Origin of the sequence: Anabaena lutea FACHB-196 (assembly GCF_014698305.1) — a bacterium.
In the GTDB taxonomy this organism is placed as follows: domain Bacteria; phylum Cyanobacteriota; class Cyanobacteriia; order Cyanobacteriales; family Nostocaceae; genus Anabaena; species Anabaena lutea.
The window spans coordinates 315498-332971 of record NZ_JACJST010000003.1; the positions used below are offsets into that span (position 1 = coordinate 315498).

Genomic DNA, 17474 nt, shown 5'->3' on the forward strand with positions numbered 1-17474 from the left:
TCTCCTGACTCCTGCTATATATGATAGGAAAATTGGTAATTGGGAAAAGCAATTATCAAAAAAAAGGTGAGCTTTTTAGCCCACCCCACACATTCAGAGAATATACTGTTGCTATTAACCCAACAATGCTTTGGCTTTAGCTAACACATTATCAACAGTGAAGCCAAACTTCTCCAAACAAATACCACCAGGAGCGGAAGCACCAAAGGTATCAATACTTACGGTGTCGCCTTCACTACCGATATACTTGTGCCAACCGAAGCTACTAGCAGCTTCTACAGATAAACGCTTGGTAACAGCTTTAGGTAGAATAGATTCTTTATAAGCTGCATCTTGTGTATCAAACAAGGTGGAAGAAGGCATAGAAACAACACGAACTTTCTTACCTTCCGCTGTGAGTTTTTCCGCTGCGGTGACAGCTAGACTCAATTCTGAACCAGTACCAATTAAGATAATATCTGGTGTACCTTGGCTATCCACAACTATGTATGCACCCTTAGCCACACCTGCAATAGATGTACCTGCTAAGTTGGGGACGTTTTGACGAGTGAACGCCAATAAAGTGGAAGCATTTTCCTTAGACTTCTCAATTGCTATTTTGTAAGCACCAGAGGTTTCGTTTCCGTCTGCGGGACGAATTACTGTTAAATCAGGAATAGCCCGCAAAGAAGCTAGGGTTTCAATGGGTTGGTGTGTGGGACCATCTTCACCTTGGCCAATGGAATCATGAGTCATTACCCAAATTGAGCCAGCTTCAGACAAAGCCGCTAAACGAATAGCAGCCCGCATATAGTCTGTGAAAATCAGGAAGGTCGCACCGTAGGGTATTAAGCCTGAACGATGTAAGGCGATACCGTTACAAATTGCACCCATTGCGTGTTCGCGCACACCAAAGTGAATGTTGCGGTTTTGGAATTGTCCTTTTTGGAAGTCCCCAGCCCCTTTGAGTTCGGTCAAGTTGGAATGGGTTAAGTCAGCAGAACCACCAATTAATTCCGGTAAAACAGTCGCTAGTTTGTTGAGGCTAATTTCTGAATGTTTGCGGGTGGGCTGGGCTTTGTCTTCGGTTGTGTAGGTAGGTAATACTTTATCCCAACCGTCTGGTAATTTGCCGCTAACGAAGCGTTCAAATTCAGCCGCTTCTGTGGGGTACTTAGCTTTGTAGTCTGCAAAGGTTTTATTCCATTCGGATTCATAACCAGCACCGCGTTCTACTGCTTTGCGGGTATGGTTGAGGGCATCTGCGGGGATTTCAAATGGTGCGTAGTTCCAACCTAAGTTTGTCCGAGTCAATGCTGTTTCATCTGCACCCAACGCAGCACCGTGAATACCTGCGGTATTAGCTTTGTTGGGAGAACCATAACCAATGGTGGTTGTCACCTTAATCATGGTGGGTTTATCGGTGACAGCTTTTGCTGCTTCGATGGCTTTGGCAATTCCTTCTAAATCGGTGTTGCCATCTTTAACGTGCAGAACGTGCCAACCGTAGGATTCAAATCGTTTGGAAACGTCTTCTGTGAATGCTACATCTGTAGAACCATCAATGGAGATGTGGTTGTCGTCATAAAGAGCAATGAGTTTACCTAATCCCCAGTGTCCGGCGATGGAAGCAGCTTCACCGGAAATTCCTTCCATGTTGCAACCATCACCAAGAATTACATAGGTGTAGTGGTCAACAATCTTGGCATCGGGTTTGTTGAATTTAGCAGCCAGGTGTGCTTCGGCTACGGCTAAACCAACTGCATTGGCAATTCCCTGACCCAAGGGGCCTGTTGTTACTTCTACACCATCTGTGACAAAATTTTCGGGGTGGCCTGGGGTCTTAGCCCCCCATTGACGAAATTGCTTGATGTCGTCTATGGTAACGCTATCGTAGCCTGTCAAGTACAGCAAGGCATACTGCAACATTGAACCATGACCAGCGGACAAGACAAAGCGATCGCGGTTGAACCATTTGGGATTTTTGGGGTTATACCGCATGAATTTATCCCAAAGGACAAAAGCCATTGGAGCCGCGCCCATTGGTAGTCCAGGGTGTCCCGATTTGGATTTTTCTATGGCATCAACAGCCAAAAATCGAATTGAATTAATACAAAGTTCTTGGATGGATTGGGTTGCAACAGCCATAATCTCTTGTTTTTAACGACGGGTTAACATTGTTTGTAGCTTTCTCTTGCTGGGGTCATTTTAAAGTGATCCCACTATCCTCATCATCCCATTCTCCCTTGTCGATGGACAAGCGAAATCTTCTGAGTTTCTGGTGATGAATAAGGCTGATAATTTGGTAAGGCTGAACCCTTAATGTCGATGGGAATGATATCTGAGATACTTTCCGATGTTCATTTCAGGCAGGGTAATTGGTAATTGGTGATTGGTGTTGGCGGTAGCCTACCGTTAGGCATATGGTGATTGGTAATTGGTAAATTTCTTCCTGTCACCTGTCACCTGTCACCTGTCACCTATCACTTGTTACCTATTACCTTACTAGCAACTTAAGTTATTAGATGTATTTCTTAAAAGCCAGGGTGACATTATGACCCCCAAATCCAAAAGAATTGGATAGTGCTACCGCTACTGTTTGAGCGCGGCTCACGTGAGGTACATAATCTAAGTCACACCCTTCGTCAGGATTTTCTAGATTGATGGTGGGGGGAATTTGGTCATTAGCGATCGCTAGGACTGTAGCCACTGCTTCAATTCCTCCTGAACCACCTAACAGATGACCTGTCATTGACTTGGTGGAACTGATTGCTACCTGATAGGCATAATCGCCCAAAGCCTTCTTAATTGCTGCTGTTTCCGTGACATCATTAGCTGAGGTGCTAGTCCCATGAGCATTGATGTAGCTTATCATTTCTGGTGTGAGTTCTGCGTCCTTGAGTGCCAGTTCTATCGCTCTAGCCGCACCTAAGCCTCCAGGGACTGGGGCGGTCATATGGTAAGCGTCACAGGTCATCCCATAGCCCACCATTTCCGCATAAATACGAGCGCCCCGACTCAAGGCGTGTTCTAGTTCTTCGAGAATTAAAATTCCTGAACCTTCACCCATGACAAAGCCATCACGATCGCGATCAAAAGGACGACTAGCATGAGCCGGATCATCGTTGCGAGTCGAAAGCGCTTTAGCTGAGGCAAACCCAGCCACAGATAAGGGTGTAACTGCGGCTTCACATCCTCCGCAAATCATTGCTTGGGCATATCCCCCTTGAATCAGGCGAAATGCATCCCCAATGGCGTTGGAACCAGCAGCACAGGCTGTTACAGAACAAGAATTTGGACCTTTAGCACCAGTATGAATTGCCGTTAACCCGGCTGCCATGTTGGCGATCATCATCGGGATCATAAACGGACTACAGCGATCAGGCCCACGATTTAGGTAGATAGTTTGTTGGTCTTCTAACACTTTAATCCCACCAACGCCTGAGCCGATCATGACACCTATATGTTCTGCGTTCAGGTCATTGATAACTAATTGCGCGTCTCCCACAGCCTGTTTTGAAGCTGCGATCGCAAATTGAGCAAACCGATCCGTCCGCTTGGCTTCTTTGCGCTCCATGTAGTCATGTGGATCGAAGTTTTTTACTTCACCCGCAATGCGGCAATCATGCTTAGACGCATCAAAAGCAGTGATGTAGTCGATGCCATTGCGTCCACTTAATAATCCTTCCCAATATTCAGATGCTGTGTTACCAATAGGTGTAATCGCGCCAACACCAGTTACAACAACGCGTTTACGTTTATAGTCTGTCATGATTCAGTTTAAGGTGGCGAAAAAGCAGCAGGCAGAACAATCAAGAGTGCTGAGTTCTAAGTCCTGAGTCAAGAGTTTACTATTGGTTTGATCATTTTGACTCGATTCTTTTCTCAAGAAAAGTCTAGAGTTTATATACTCAGCACTTAGCAATGCCAGTTACTATCAGTCAGCAGCGCCGATCAAAGTTACCTCAAGTCAGGGAACCCACGGTACTGTCAAAACTCAATGCACTGGCTCCTCAAGACTCAGTACAGTTTTAGGCTGAGGCAGCAACGTTACTATTAATGTAATCCACTACCTCTTGTACCGTTAAAATCTTTTCAGCAGCTTCGTCGGGAATTTCGAGTTCAAATTCTTCTTCCAAAGCCATCACTAATTCCACGATATCTAAGGAATCTGCTCCTAAATCGTTGACAAAATTAGCGCTAGGTACAACTTTTTCAGATTCAACGTCTAGTTGCTCGATGACAACTTTCTTTACCTTATCAAAAATATCTGCTTGGCTCATAGATATAAAGTCCTTAACCAGTTGCTATGATTTGCTCTTTATGGGAAATGTTTTTTTGAGCATATACATCTTATCGGAAAGCGTGATCTTCCGTATACCGCTGTGGGTTTTTCATCAAAGAAAATTCTAGCTGCTGTTCCTGGTTCGCGCCGGAGCTAGTACAATACGGCGTAAATAAAGTATCCATTCTCAATCAACGATATGATCAGGGGGTTACAGCCGTAGGGCTTTCAGTAATGATTTTTGTAATTATCTAGTGCGATCGCTCTAACCCAAACATAATTCTATGCTATCTCAAACGCTAAAATACGCTTACTATCCCGGTTGCGTTGCTCAAGGTGCTTGTCGGGAACTATATTTATCAACCCAGGCACTCACCCAAAAACTGGGTATTGAACTAATTGAATTAAAAAAAGCTTCCTGCTGCGGTTCGGGTACGTTTAAAGAAGATTCCCAATTGTTGGAAGATACAGTTAATGCCAGAAATATCGCTCTAGCAGAAGAATTAAATCTCCCTCTTTTGACTCATTGCAGCACTTGCCAAGGTGTGATTGGTCATGTAGATGAAAGTTTGAAACAATGTCAGTCCAATAACCCAGCCTATCTCAATCAAGTTAATGAATTGTTACAAAAAGAAGGCTGTTCACCTTATCGCGGTAGTACTGAAGTTAAACATCTTCTCTATGCTTTAGTCACAGATTACGGTTTAGAAGAAATTACCAACCGTGTCACCCGCAAGTTAAGTGGGTTAAAATGTGCAGCTTTTTATGGCTGTTATCTCCTCCGCGCTCAAAAATCCATGCCCTATGATGATCCATTCCAGCCAGAAGCGATGGAAAATATGTTTCGGGCAGTAGGTGCAACACCTGTATATTATCGTGGTCGCACCCAATGTTGTGGTTGGCCTTTATCTAGCTACGCTACTAATGAATCTTTCAAAATGGCAGGAATGCATATTCAAGATGCTTTAGCAAATGATGCGGATTGTATTGTTACCCCTTGTCCTTTGTGTCATCTGAATTTAGATTCTCGTCAACCAGAAGTAGAAAAGGTAATTGGTAAAAAATTAGGTTTACCTGTTTTACATTTACCTCAATTAATTGCTTTGGCTTTAGGAGTTAGTCCCAAAGAATTGGGTTTAGAACGTCACATTGTTTCCACAAAACCAGTTTTAGAAAAATTGGGATTTTAATAACCCAAGTTGCTAGTTATCTAGTTGAGGCAGGGAAAAAGGTAATTGGTGATCAAATCCCTGACTTCATCCTGTTCATCCTTAAATCCTGGAAATCCTGATTCAGACAGTTTTATTTAAAGCACTGTAGGTTGGGTTGAATAAAATGAAACCCAACAAATAAATATCAACAACAGCAATAATGTTAATATTTGTAAATAGGGCTTTCTGAATAAAGATAGAACCTAGATTAATCAAGGGATTGAGGTTGGAAAAAGGGAAACAAGGTGCAAGGAATAGACATCAAACCCATCAAAAACTGGTCACTTCTTAACCCAATTTACAATATTAGAGATTGCACTTTTTATTTGGATTATGGCAACTTATAGCTAGCAACCCGCATAGTTAATTGACCATGACGCGGATTTTGGCTAAAGATAAATGCTCCTTCTTCCTTTTCGCCATCAGACAAAAAATCAATTTGTTGCTCTCCTGTTTCAACAACTTTATCAGCAATTTGTAACTCAGCGACAATTTGCACTGATTCAGCAGTTTCACCACCAGTATTAACTATTTCAAAGGGAACATAAAATTTACCATCAATTTCTCGAATCATTTGTTTTTTATGCACCGATAAGATGGGAGGTTGATTTTTTTCATTCAGCCACATATACCCTACTAAGCTAATAACGACTGCGAGAATAGATAAGGAAATCAGGAATGTTATCCACTCAGCTAGAGAACGTTTTGGTTCTGTTTCTATCATATTGCTAACCTACCCGCCGCGCCGCCAATAGTTGTAGGTAATCCCAATACTAGAATATGTTCTAACCACATCATCCAGGGGTCTGCCAAAGTTACCTTTTGGAAAAAAAATAGCATTAATCCACTTGCTAGTAAAGATATTAAATAAGATATAGTAGTTTCACTTAATGGACGCTGAAAAATCCCTTTTTGCTGTCTGCGTTTTTGTTGGTCTGAAAAACCAGCTTGAAAGACAATAGCGTAGGAAATTACTAAAGATGCAGCCATTAGTGCCAATAACCAAGGTGGTGAAATGGCAGCTGCTAACATAGGAACTTCATCGGTTGGTGCAATATTAAAACCAATCACAATTGCACCAATGAGAGTTGCACCTAAATCAGCAAAGGTGGCGTGTAAATCATTTTGCTTATGTTCGCGGATACCGTTATCTTGAGGAGTGATTGATATTGAATTATTTTGATCACCTTCTTGGAAAAACTGGTTGGCTAATGCCACACCTAGCGTAAATGGTAGACCTTCAAATACAACTTTACCCAGAGATTCTTTCATGGATGTTTCTGGCGTAATTTCTTGCAATAACCACAACACAAATGCAGAACAAACAAATCCAATTGCCATTGCCTCTACAGTATCTATCGCTGCTTCATCAACTCGCCAGTTATTTTTACGTTTACGAAAACCCTCTGTATAATTGAGTACAAGAACTACAATAAACATTAAGACAATTGCTATGAAGATCAACCTTGGTTTTGCTAGCGATCCAATCCACCATACTTCCATAGTATATATTAGTGGAATACCAAATAAAAAACCTCCACAAGTACCACGCACAATATCATTTATTTCTTGTTTCCCAGTATTTTTTTTATTATGTTTTTTAGCCACTACTAATATATACCTCTTTATTTTATTTGTAATATTTTAATGTGTTGTAGAATGTCTCATGAAATATATATTTTTCACATCTATCCTACGTTATTTTATAAATATGGTTATATACTTCCTGCGGTAGACACACAAGAAATTGCTTTTTGGTAAGTTAGAGTTGATTTACAGCAGATTGCAGATCAATGAGGTACAGAATCTAAATTGAAACCTAGACACCAAACCATTTTTACTCCTGAACCGGAGGTCTGCGAAGCGTCTCCTGAACCGATAGCGCAGCGTGGCGTAAGCCATAGGTCTGCGAAGCGTCTCCTGACTCCTGAATTCTGCTGTATAAAGTAAATCTAAAGCGTGCGGACGATTGTATACTAACCTTTAATTTTTTGAGGAGGCGCGATCGCATCTGTCAATCTGTATTGTAATCAGGCAGGGAAACCCTACTTTATTTAGCAGTGCTTCCCAAAAACTATCTAGGACTGTTGAGTTAACTGTTTACTTTTGTCCTAATTGACGTTGCAATTGTTTCAAAGATTGATAAATATCTGGCAAGCGACTATAAACAGCAGATACTTTGAGATATAGTTTATGTGGCATTGCTGGACTACCAGAAACAATCTCTCCTGGTGCGACATTGTTGTGAATGCCAGCTTGAGCAGATGCGATCGCACCATCTCCAATTTTGACCTGATTCGCAATTCCTGACTGTCCAGCTAAAATTACCCGATTTCCAACCTTCACTCCTCCAGCCATACCTGCTTGACCTGCGATCGCACAACCAGCACCAATTTGACACCCATGTCCTATCTGCACTAAGTTGTCAATTTTGGTATTGCGTCCGACTCTGGTTTCCCCTACTGCGGGACGATCAATAGCAGAGTTACAACCCACTTCTACACCATCTTCTAAGACAGTGTAACCAGATTGTTCCATTTTCAACCAACCTGTGCGGGTGGGAACAAAGCCAAAACCCTCTGCACCGATGACAGCACCGCTATGAATTACGCAGTCTGCACCGATGATGGTACGTTCGTGAATTGTACAGTTAGCGTGTAAGATAGTGCGATCGCCAATTTTCGCATTTGGATAAATGACGACGTTGGGATGGATAACTACACCGTTGCCAATTTCCACCCCTGATTCAATCACAGCATGAGCGCCAATATAAACATCATTACCGATTTTAGCTGTGGGGTGAATAACTGCGGTAGGGTGAATTTCGGGATTGGGACGGTATGGTTGATAAAAAAGAGCGATCGCTTTTGCAAACAATAATCTTGGTTCTGGGGTTGATAACCAGGCAATACCTCTTTCTGTGGCTTGCATCTGCAATTGTTCATTCTGGGGCAAAATTAAAGCACTAGCACCCGTAGAACTGACTAATGAGGCAAATTTTGCACCTTCTATATAGCTAATAGTACCGCTACTAGATTCATCCACAGGTGCTACCCCAGTAATTTCTGGGTTTTGTTCTCGGTTAGTAATCAGGCTGTGGTCTGTAATCGTGTCGCTTAATTTACTGATAATTTCACTAAATCGCATAATTTAATGTTCAGAATCTGATAACTATCCAACTAATCATGCCTTAATCCGATCTTTTTTGGTTACAGTTTTAGAAGCAGAATAGTATTCTTCTGGACTATAGAAATAATTGTTAGGCTCATTCTTCTCAATGATGCCATTAACTAATAAACCCAAGACATTATAATTAGAGCGTTTTAACATTTCTTTAGCAGTGTGAGCATTATTATAATCAATCACCCCAGGTCGAGCTACTAACAAAATACCATCTGTCATTTGGCTGACAGTTAGTGCATCAGCACCAACTAATAAAGGAGGAGTGTCAATAATTACAAAATCATATGCCGATGAAAACTCTTCAATTAGTGCAGCCATTCGTTTAGAATCTAGTAAAGCTAAAGGGTTGGGAGGTCTAACACCGGCAGGTAAAACATCAAGATTATCCATTACTCGAAAGATAGAATCGCTGTATTCAGCCTGGGCAACTAAGACTTCACTTAATCCAGGTGAATTACTTATCTGCCAGAAATGATGTTGAGTAGGAACTCTTAAATCTGCGTCAATTAGTAAAACTTTGCGTCCTAATTGAGATATAACCGTGGCTAAATTAGCTGCAACTGTAGATTTACCTTCTTTAGAAATAGAACTAGTAACAACAATACTTTTAATTACTTTATCTGAACTCAATAATCTGAGATTAGCTTGAGTAACTCGATACATTTCGCTAGTTAAAGATTGGGGTGCATCCTTAGCAGCAATTTCTGGAGTTATAGAGTCTGCATTCTGACGGAAAAGAGATTTTTTTGATAATAATGGCAGAATCCCTAATAAGGTATATCCAAAGATATCTTTTGTTTCTTGCAGGGTTTTGAGAGAGGTATCTTGCATTTCGATCAAGAAAATAAAACCAGTTGATAAAAACAGTCCGAACATCACACCAAGAGCTAATACCAGTGGTTTTTTACCTCCTGCTGGCTTTTCAGGAACTTTAGCTAGGGAGATAATTCTGGCGTTGGCTGTATTTTTATTTTGTGCTACCTGTAATTCTTGAACCTTTTTCAAGATAGTTTCGTAGGTAGATTGAGCAACTTCCACCTTTTGTTCTAAATCACGCTGATTTTGTACAAGCATGGGTATTCCTTTCACCCTACGTTGATATGCAGAACGGGAAGCATACAAAGAAGCTAATCTTTTGGACAAGCCAATATGTTGGACTTCTGCTTGTAAAAAATCCTGAATTAATTTTTGTCGAAGTTCTCCAATTTGCAATAGTCTTTCTGGGACTGGTGTAGAACTACCAGTAGTTTGGGCGATTTGGGTTTTGAGGAGATTATTTAAATTAGCTTTTTTAGCTTCGAGACTCACAATAATTGGGTTATCATCAAAGTAGCGACTACGTTCATTTGCTAATTGTCGTTCTATGTCTTGGAGTTGTGCCAGAATTCCCTGGACTGCGGGTGAATTACTCAAAGAACTAACAGCGATAGCTTTTTGAGAATTTAGAGCTATTTTTTGACGCAGCATATTACTTTGGGCATTTAAATCTTCTAGCTGTGCTTGAACAGTATTAATCTCATTTTCTAAATTGCTGATAATCCCAACGGCTGATTTAGTTTCTTCCGGTAAATCAACAATATTATTTTGTTGTTTAAATTTGCGTAATGCTACTTCAGCCCTGTTAACAGCAGCTTGAGTTGTTGGCAGTTGCAAAGCCATAAACTTATAGGTTTTTTCAGCTTCAGCACGATTAGTCAAAATATCATTTTCTAAATACTGTTTCATCACTGTGTTGACTACTGCCGCAGTTTCTTTAGGGTCACGGCTTGCATAAGAAATCTTTAACACATCCGTGCCTCCAACAATTTTCAAAGTTAGAGATGCTGCTAAGTCTTCAACTTCTATGGGTTCACCTGTTTGGTTTTTCAGTTTTAGTTGGTTTATGGTATTTTGCAATACAGCAGGTGAGGAAATTACTTCCATCTCTGTATTAATAGGATTTTGACTTGATACTAGCGGTTTTAAATCTCCTGTTTCTCCCCCAGAACTAGGCAAAAGATTGGCTCCTAAGACTTGAAAAGAGGGAAGCTTGAATAATAGTTTTCCTTCCGCTTCATAAGATGGCTTTAGCAAAGTTGTAGCAAAGAAACTGAGAGCAACTGTAGTGATAAAAATACTGATAGCAGGTAGACGTTGCCGTTTGATCATCAATAGATAACGACTCAAGTCTAAATCAATATCTTCTCTTGATTCCATAGATATTTTCGACATATTTTTTTAATTTTTTTAAGAAAGTAACTAAGTTATTGTTTGTCGAAGATGGTCTAGTCCCAGTAATTCTACTTTTATAGAATAGTATAAACTAATAATTTCAGTAGAGGAAAAAGTTCTCAGCGTTTAGGGGCATGATCAAAAGCACGAGCGATCGCATTCCAAGCTAACTTATACTGCATTTGAGCATCTAAAGGTAATGGACGGACAGGTGTTTTATCTTTTCTAGGCTGAAATTCATTTAGCCAAGTATACTTATCGCTTAATCCCCAGGTGAGAACTGCAATTACAGCTTTTTCATCCAACGCAACTGAGAGATAATCTTCATAAGCTGCGGCAATAGTGCGATCGCGCATAGCTGTATCAAAAGGTAAATTTTGATCTTTGACATCCATTTCAGTAATGAGGATTTTTAAATCTAAACTGGCCACATTGCTGAGAAAATCCCTAAACTTTTGTGGATTAAAACTATGACTGTCTCCTGATAAATGTGCCTGAATACCAAGAGCATGAATTGGTGTTCCTTTCGACTTTAAACCTTCTAATAAACTTAATACAGCTTGACGTTTAGCTTCATCTTTAGAATTATCATAGTCTAATCCAAAATCGTTATAAACTAATAAAGCACTAGGATCAGCTTGAGCAGCTAAACGAAAAGCTAGATCAATGTAATCCGTTCCGAGCAAATCTAACCAGGGCGTTTTACGTAAACCATTAAAGATATTATGTGAGGGAGCAATTGCTTCATTAACTACATCCCAAGAATGAACTTTTCCAACATAGCGTCCTACCACCGTTTGAATATGCTTTGTTAATAATAATTCAGCATTTTGGCGATTAACTTGCTCTTCAAACCAGTTTGGTAAAGCATGATGCCAAACTAAAGTATGACCACGAAAAAGTAGATCATTTTTTTGGGAAAATTCTATCATCCAATCTGCTGCTTTAAAATCAAAACTGTTTTGATCAGGACGCAGTCTTTTATTACCAGAAGACCATTTAAACTCCAATTCTGGAACCATCATGCCAGATTGTTGAATAAAAACTTTGGCAAATTCAGAATCTGAGATTAAGTTGTCATGAGAAGCCGCTGCACCATAAATTAAACCTTTAGTAGCAGCACGTTCTTTTAACGACTTTTCACCATAAACGTAAAAAGTTCTGGCTTGGTTATCAAGAGATTGAATACTATAATTTAGATATATAGATTGCCCTTTTCCCAGGGCAACCATACCCGTTATACCTGCTAATCCCAATAAGAAATCTCGCCGTTTATTAAATTTCCAATTGTTGGACATAAAGATTATTAGTTAACTTCAATATTCATAATTTCAAGTAACTATCAACTTTGGCAAACCTTTTCATAAGCCTCTAAAAGTTTTGGGGCTTGATATTTCCATTCCAGAATTTTTTCCATTCTATATCTGCCCTCTTTTCCTATTTTATCTCTGAGTTCAGGAGAGGCTAGAAGTTCGAGAATTTTCTCAGCAAATTCCAGTTCATCATTAGGTTTGGCATAGAGAGATGCTTCCTGTGCAGAACGTCTTCCCTCTCGCAAATCAAACTGAACTATTGGTTTTCCCATTGCCATATATTCAAGAATTTTATTCATTGTACAGTTTTCATTATAAGAAGAAGTTGGAGATGGTTCTACACAAACATCACAACTAGAAAGACGTTCTAAAAGTTCTTCGCCTTGTTTAAATCCTGTAAATTCTACAAAATCAGTAATGTCTAATTCTGCCGATAAAAGTTTAAGTTTTTCGATAGCTGGTCCACTACCAATCAGCATAAAATGAATATCTTGGCGTTTTTTTTCCCGCACAATATAACGTACCATTCTTAACAGATAATCAATTCCCTCTGGTTCACCCATGACACCCATATAGCCAATTAAATAATTTCGACCTTGACGATATGCAGGGTTAGGAGTCATGCGTTGAAAACGTCCCAAATCAGGCGCACTACGCACCACAAAAACATTTTCTGGCTGCTTATGTCCACGAGTGAGAGCCACTTCTTTATGAGATTCATTGGTAGAAATTGCTATGTTTGCAGTAGCATAAGTTAAGCGTTCAGCCCAGGAGAGTCCATAATAAAAAATATCACGTCTTTGATATTTAGCTTCATACATTTCTGGACTGAGATCGTGATGATCAAAAATAACTTTTACACCATGAAATAATTTGAACCATCCAGCTATTAAGAATAATAAATCTGGGGGATTACAAATATGGACAATATCAAAGCCACGCTCTCGCCATACTTTTTTAGCTAGACGGAATTGCCAATTAACTGCCCAACTATATTCTCGAAGATAGCCAATAACTGAGCTTTCTTCCGGCGGTAAAGGATGACGATAAATATGAATATCTTCAATTACCTCATATTGTTTTTCAAAGCCATTACCTGTGGGTGAAATCACAGCAACTTCATATCCAGCTTTTTTTAAAGTAGTTGCTTCCATCCATACCCGTCTGTCAAAGGGAACTGGCAGATTCTCAACGATGATTAAGACTTTTTTTGCTGATGCCATAATAATCTAAATCCTTTATAAGTTTAATAAAGACCTTTGTTAGCTGGAAAATTTACCTTTCTGATTTAACACTAAGTTATATAAATCTAGGCAAGATTCCCAATGTTTTTTGATATCTAGAGGAATCATGCTTACTCTGGCTTGAGAGCCTAGAGAAAGTCTGAAGTTTTCATTTTCAATTAAAGAGTTTATCCCATTAGATAGCTGCTCAATATTACCAGGTTTAACTATGAGTCCATTTTCTCCATGAATGACTATTTCCGATATACCTCCCACTGGAGTAACAATAACTGGTAACTCCCAAGCCATTGCTTCTAACATGGCTAATGGTAAACCTTCGTTGTAAGATGGCAAGATAAAAACATTAGCTTGAGATAGAAGAATATCACGTGCTTCCGCCCCTATCCAACCAGGCAATTTTATATAATCCTCCAGATTTAAAGTCTTAACCAAATTATGCGCTGTTTCTAAATCTCCGTCTCCTGCCATAATTAGACTAGATTTAATCTTTTGTTGTTCAGGTAAAAGAGAAAAAGCTCTAATTAAATCAAATGCTCCTTTTCGTTCTCCCACTCTTCCTAAAAAGAGGAGATTAACTTTTTGAGCATCGGCACGGTGTGGAACTGAGGACGGAACTTTGACTGGGTTATATAAAACTACTACTTGTTCAGGCTTTAGCCCAAAGGTATTTGTATAAAATTCCTGCCAACTTGCCGATAAGACTATAAACCTTTGACATTTACCAAATATCCAACTCAGCAATTGCTGCATCCATTGAGATAGTCCCAAGTAAAACTCATGAAATTGACTACCATGAGCATGAACAATAATTGGCTTACGGAATATCCAAGCTATAAATGTCATAATTGCTTGTCGGAAAGCACTGCCACGCTGGGAAATTTCTAACTGAACGATATCAACTTCTTGAGTTAATAAAACTCCGATAAATTTGAATATACCACTTAAAAATACCCAAATTTTAGCGGCTATTGAACCTTCTTGATGAGTAATAATATGAGATATTTGCACTTGTTCAGGGGCATATTGCAAGAAGAGTTTCTCGTAATTAGCAACTCCTCCTTGCTGGGATAAACTTGGACCTAACATAATAATTTTTATTTTCTGCATAACTAGGTTATTTTTATTTTCTACTATTAAATACTCAATGAATTTTCTCTATATCATGTACTTACCAGTTAATTAATAACTAGTTTCAACCATTATATCTGGTTTCGTAATTCTATTGTTTGACAATGACATAGAAGCAGAAACATAGAGTACCCAAACAATGCTATTTGAGTTTAGTAAATCGGTTTCAGTAAGGTTAGCTATAATCATATATGTTATGTGCATAATAGGCCACATTTCTGCTGTATCTTTAGTCAACCGTACCCAAGCTATTGCTTTTAGGAAAGTCTGCAAACATCCTAAACAAAAGAACCCTAACCCTAGTAAACCTACATCAAGCCAGAGAGCTAAAAAACCATTGTGGGGGTGGGTTGGTGACCATCCAGTTGCACGCCAAATGTAGGCAGAACCTATACCATCCCATCCTTGCCAAAATCCACCATAACCATAACCAATCCAAGGATGTTTCCAAATCATATCAAACACAAATGGCCACAAGTCGCCTCGACCAGTAAGTGTAGAATCTTTACCCAATGAGGCAAAAACTTTCTCAGAATTACTGACAAACCAAACATATAAAACCTGACCTATGGCTATTATTAAAGTTAGTGTTGGTAGCATCAGTAGATATGGTAAGCGGGCAGTCTGAAACATAAAAAATGCACATATCAACATTAATAGGTTGAGAAGAGATGAAGTTGAAGAGGCAAGCAACATCAGCAACACTGATAAGCTGAATCCACCCCAGACAAGCCACTTGTTTTTTTTACTTTTATAAGCAAGAAGTAAAAAAAACATACTACTCATGACCATTTTTGCTCCTAGTCCATTTTTGTGTAGGAAAACTCCACGCCACTTTCCTTTATGAACACCACCCATGATCCCATAGGAGGGCAAGGCTACAGCAAAAATAAAACTCAATAATATAATAATTCCAAATGCCCAAGCCAGTAAATTCAGTTGCTGCTTGATCGTGTAACGGGAGGCTAAATACAGCCCAAATAAACTGGAACCAATCAAAGTAACACTATTTTTTAATGTTGTTGCTTGATCAAAAGACCAAAAAATAGAAAAGGCGGAAAACAGAAGTAAAGGAAATATCCATCGGTCTTTAATCAGAACAAAGAGAGTTTTTTTCCAACGCAAAACTAAAAGTAATGATGTGACTATATAGAGTAGTAAATTAATAATCCTAATCAATGAGCTATCATACTCAACAAACTCATTCTGTTGCGCTCCTCCTGATAGAACAAGGTTTAAAATAGCACCTGTATAAATTATTAAAGCTGCTACTGTGAAGCCCTGTTCTGCAAAAATTATTACCTTTCTCATCACTAAGCCTCATCCGGGTTGAAATTTCTATTTTTTGCAGTTTTGGCTAGAAAAACCAGATACCAAGAGAAACCTATTTCAACTGGTTTTTGAAAAAGCTTAAGTTCCCATCTCATCACTTAATTTATAGTAAAAGTTATAGCAATGGACAAAGTGTTTAGGACAAAAAATAGGCTTATCATTATCGGGTAAACAGGAATTTATATCCTAATCTTTATGGTGACTGCTATATCAAAATTTGTATTCGTAAGCCCCAATATCATACCCAGTACCAGAAGGACGAACATTTCCCGCATAATCGGATTTTAAGCTCGTCCAAGCAAAACCCTTATTAATTGCTGGACTGGTTGCCTGGAGTCTCAAATCACCAATTGAGAGATTAACAAATTTCGGATCAGCCACTATATCATTAGCTCCTTTGATAGCTATCAAAGTGCTATTGGCGTATATATTGTAATTGTAGATAACGTTGGTATTCTGCCAATTTTTGTTAACATATTTGTTAGGTAAAGTATAGAGAATGTTATTTAAAATTTTGATGTCAGATGCAACATGGGCTAATATTTCTCCTGCTTCTAGTTCTGGACTCTGGATATTTAAATAAGCTGTATTATGGACAATATCAACACGCTGACTTAAATAAGTAACAATACCTGATCCGCCATTTTTGTAGATGATATTGTTTTCAATTAAAGTCCGTCCAGTATAAGCACCTAATGTCGAGCCGTTCTGAGTATTTCTGGAATCATCGATGATAATACCATTGCCATCTGTGATAGTTCCAGTAGCAATCCAGGGAATGTATTGACGATTGTTATAGACTTTGTTTTTTCTGACAAACATTTTATATCCTGTATTGCTATCAAAACGCCAATTTTGATACAAAGAAATACCACTATTGCCATAAGGGGAGTACCAGGCGTTATTAAACACTTCATTACCTTCCACTGTCAAATAATCCGATTGAATGGAGGAAATACCTGCCCCTCCACAGTCATGAACCTTATTATTGAGAATACGGATGTGATGTGAACGACCATTTTTGCGGCCATCAATACTAATGCAGTTACCACTTGTTAGAGGGTTGGAGGTATTAGTTTTCTGACTCTGGGCGTAAGCAAGGGTTGTTTTGGCATTGTTACCAATTACCTCAAGACCGTTGATTTCAATATAAGATGCTCCATCCTGAATTAAAATGCCATTCCATACGTTGTGTTGAAGTTTCGGGAAATGTCCAGGATACGCTTTGTAAGTAATCCATGCGCTTGCTGTTCCAGAACGAGTGATTTTTACTACTTGTCCAGCAGAGCCAGTATTTGTATATACTCCGTTCATAATCAAGACTGTATCTCCCGGATTAGTGAGATTTGCGGCCTTCTGAATAGTCTTAAAGGGGGATGTAGCGGAGAGTCCATTGTTGCTATCGCTACCAGTAGCACTGACGTAGTAGGTTTTCTTTGTGGCTTGGCTGTAAAGTGTTGGTTTATTCTGGGTGAATAATTTTACCTGGTCAGACAAAGAAGTTGTGATACTGTCTGTGCTAACCATGCTGCTAAGTAGACAAGGAAGCACAAGGGATGCTGTCAAACTGAATCCATGAATGGCCATA

At 39.3% G+C, this 17474-nt stretch carries 13 protein-coding genes; 1 reads left to right on the forward strand and 12 read right to left on the reverse strand.

The window, feature by feature from the left end; all coding sequences use genetic code 11:
• Window positions 1–114: 114 nt before the first annotated feature.
• From tkt to acpP, 3 genes are all read right to left on the reverse strand, one after another.
• The gene (gene tkt, locus H6G59_RS05610; RefSeq protein ID WP_190712232.1) at window positions 115–2127 is read right to left on the reverse strand and encodes a transketolase; all 2013 of its coding nucleotides are present in this window, start codon (window positions 2125–2127) and stop codon (window positions 115–117) included.
• Window positions 2128–2500: 373 nt separating this feature from the next.
• Window positions 2501–3751 (reverse strand): beta-ketoacyl-ACP synthase II, encoded by a 1251-nt coding sequence (gene fabF / locus H6G59_RS05615; RefSeq protein WP_190712235.1) that lies wholly within the window; start codon window positions 3749–3751, stop codon window positions 2501–2503.
• A gap of 259 nt (window positions 3752–4010) precedes the next feature.
• Window positions 4011–4262, reverse strand: a complete 252-nt coding sequence (gene acpP, locus H6G59_RS05620; protein ID WP_190712237.1) for an acyl carrier protein — start codon at window positions 4260–4262, stop codon at window positions 4011–4013.
• A gap of 286 nt (window positions 4263–4548) precedes the next feature.
• Here acpP and H6G59_RS05625 point away from each other — a divergent pair, with 286 nt between their 5' ends.
• Window positions 4549–5454 (forward strand): CoB--CoM heterodisulfide reductase iron-sulfur subunit B family protein, encoded by a 906-nt coding sequence (locus H6G59_RS05625; protein WP_190712239.1) that lies wholly within the window; start codon window positions 4549–4551, stop codon window positions 5452–5454.
• Window positions 5455–5806: 352 nt separating this feature from the next.
• Here the strand turns inward: H6G59_RS05625 and H6G59_RS05630 are convergent, their stop codons facing one another.
• The 9 genes from H6G59_RS05630 to H6G59_RS05670 form a co-directional block, all read right to left on the reverse strand.
• The gene (locus H6G59_RS05630; protein ID WP_190712241.1) at window positions 5807–6199 is read right to left on the reverse strand and encodes a TIGR02588 family protein; all 393 of its coding nucleotides are present in this window, start codon (window positions 6197–6199) and stop codon (window positions 5807–5809) included.
• Window positions 6196–7083 (reverse strand): TIGR02587 family membrane protein, encoded by an 888-nt coding sequence (locus H6G59_RS05635; RefSeq protein WP_190712243.1) that lies wholly within the window; start codon window positions 7081–7083, stop codon window positions 6196–6198. Before H6G59_RS05635 ends, H6G59_RS05630 begins: the two co-directional genes overlap by 4 nt.
• 492 nt (window positions 7084–7575) lie before the next feature.
• Entirely contained in the window at window positions 7576–8622 is a 1047-nt protein-coding gene (gene lpxD / locus H6G59_RS05640) for a UDP-3-O-(3-hydroxymyristoyl)glucosamine N-acyltransferase (RefSeq protein ID WP_190712245.1), read from the reverse strand.
• A 36-nt stretch (window positions 8623–8658) separates the two neighbouring features.
• Window positions 8659–10869, reverse strand: coding sequence for a GumC family protein (locus H6G59_RS05645; RefSeq protein WP_190712247.1), 2211 nt, complete (start codon window positions 10867–10869; stop codon window positions 8659–8661).
• Between the two features lie 119 nt (window positions 10870–10988).
• The gene (locus H6G59_RS05650; protein WP_190712249.1) at window positions 10989–12167 is read right to left on the reverse strand and encodes an endo-1,4-beta-xylanase; all 1179 of its coding nucleotides are present in this window, start codon (window positions 12165–12167) and stop codon (window positions 10989–10991) included.
• 44 nt (window positions 12168–12211) lie between these two features.
• On the reverse strand, window positions 12212–13405 hold the full coding sequence (locus H6G59_RS05655) for a glycosyltransferase family 4 protein (protein WP_190712252.1): 1194 nt from the start codon (window positions 13403–13405) through the stop codon (window positions 12212–12214).
• Window positions 13406–13444: 39 nt separating this feature from the next.
• Complete coding sequence (locus tag H6G59_RS05660) at window positions 13445–14512, reverse strand: glycosyltransferase family 4 protein (protein WP_242038793.1); 1068 nt, start codon at window positions 14510–14512, stop codon at window positions 13445–13447.
• Between the two features lie 93 nt (window positions 14513–14605).
• The gene (locus H6G59_RS05665; protein WP_190712255.1) at window positions 14606–15865 is read right to left on the reverse strand and encodes an O-antigen ligase family protein; all 1260 of its coding nucleotides are present in this window, start codon (window positions 15863–15865) and stop codon (window positions 14606–14608) included.
• Window positions 15866–16096: 231 nt separating this feature from the next.
• On the reverse strand, window positions 16097–17473 hold the full coding sequence (locus tag H6G59_RS05670) for a right-handed parallel beta-helix repeat-containing protein (RefSeq protein WP_190712257.1): 1377 nt from the start codon (window positions 17471–17473) through the stop codon (window positions 16097–16099).
• Window position 17474 lies beyond the last annotated feature (1 nt).

Coding starts and splice junctions, on each gene's coding strand:
- H6G59_RS05625 (WP_190712239.1), top strand. CDS start 4,549: ATGCTATCTCAAACGCTAAAATACGCTTACTATCCCGGTTGCGTTGCT.
- H6G59_RS05645 (WP_190712247.1), bottom strand. CDS start 10,869: ATGTCGAAAATATCTATGGAATCAAGAGAAGATATTGATTTAGACTTG.
- lpxD (WP_190712245.1), bottom strand. CDS start 8,622: ATGCGATTTAGTGAAATTATCAGTAAATTAAGCGACACGATTACAGAC.
- fabF (WP_190712235.1), bottom strand. CDS start 3,751: ATGACAGACTATAAACGTAAACGCGTTGTTGTAACTGGTGTTGGCGCG.
- H6G59_RS05655 (WP_190712252.1), bottom strand. CDS start 13,405: ATGGCATCAGCAAAAAAAGTCTTAATCATCGTTGAGAATCTGCCAGTT.
- tkt (WP_190712232.1), bottom strand. CDS start 2,127: ATGGCTGTTGCAACCCAATCCATCCAAGAACTTTGTATTAATTCAATT.
- H6G59_RS05660 (WP_242038793.1), bottom strand. CDS start 14,512: ATGTTAGGTCCAAGTTTATCCCAGCAAGGAGGAGTTGCTAATTACGAG.
- H6G59_RS05665 (WP_190712255.1), bottom strand. CDS start 15,865: ATGAGAAAGGTAATAATTTTTGCAGAACAGGGCTTCACAGTAGCAGCT.
- H6G59_RS05670 (WP_190712257.1), bottom strand. CDS start 17,473: ATGGCCATTCATGGATTCAGTTTGACAGCATCCCTTGTGCTTCCTTGT.
- H6G59_RS05650 (WP_190712249.1), bottom strand. CDS start 12,167: ATGTCCAACAATTGGAAATTTAATAAACGGCGAGATTTCTTATTGGGA.
- H6G59_RS05630 (WP_190712241.1), bottom strand. CDS start 6,199: ATGATAGAAACAGAACCAAAACGTTCTCTAGCTGAGTGGATAACATTC.
- acpP (WP_190712237.1), bottom strand. CDS start 4,262: ATGAGCCAAGCAGATATTTTTGATAAGGTAAAGAAAGTTGTCATCGAG.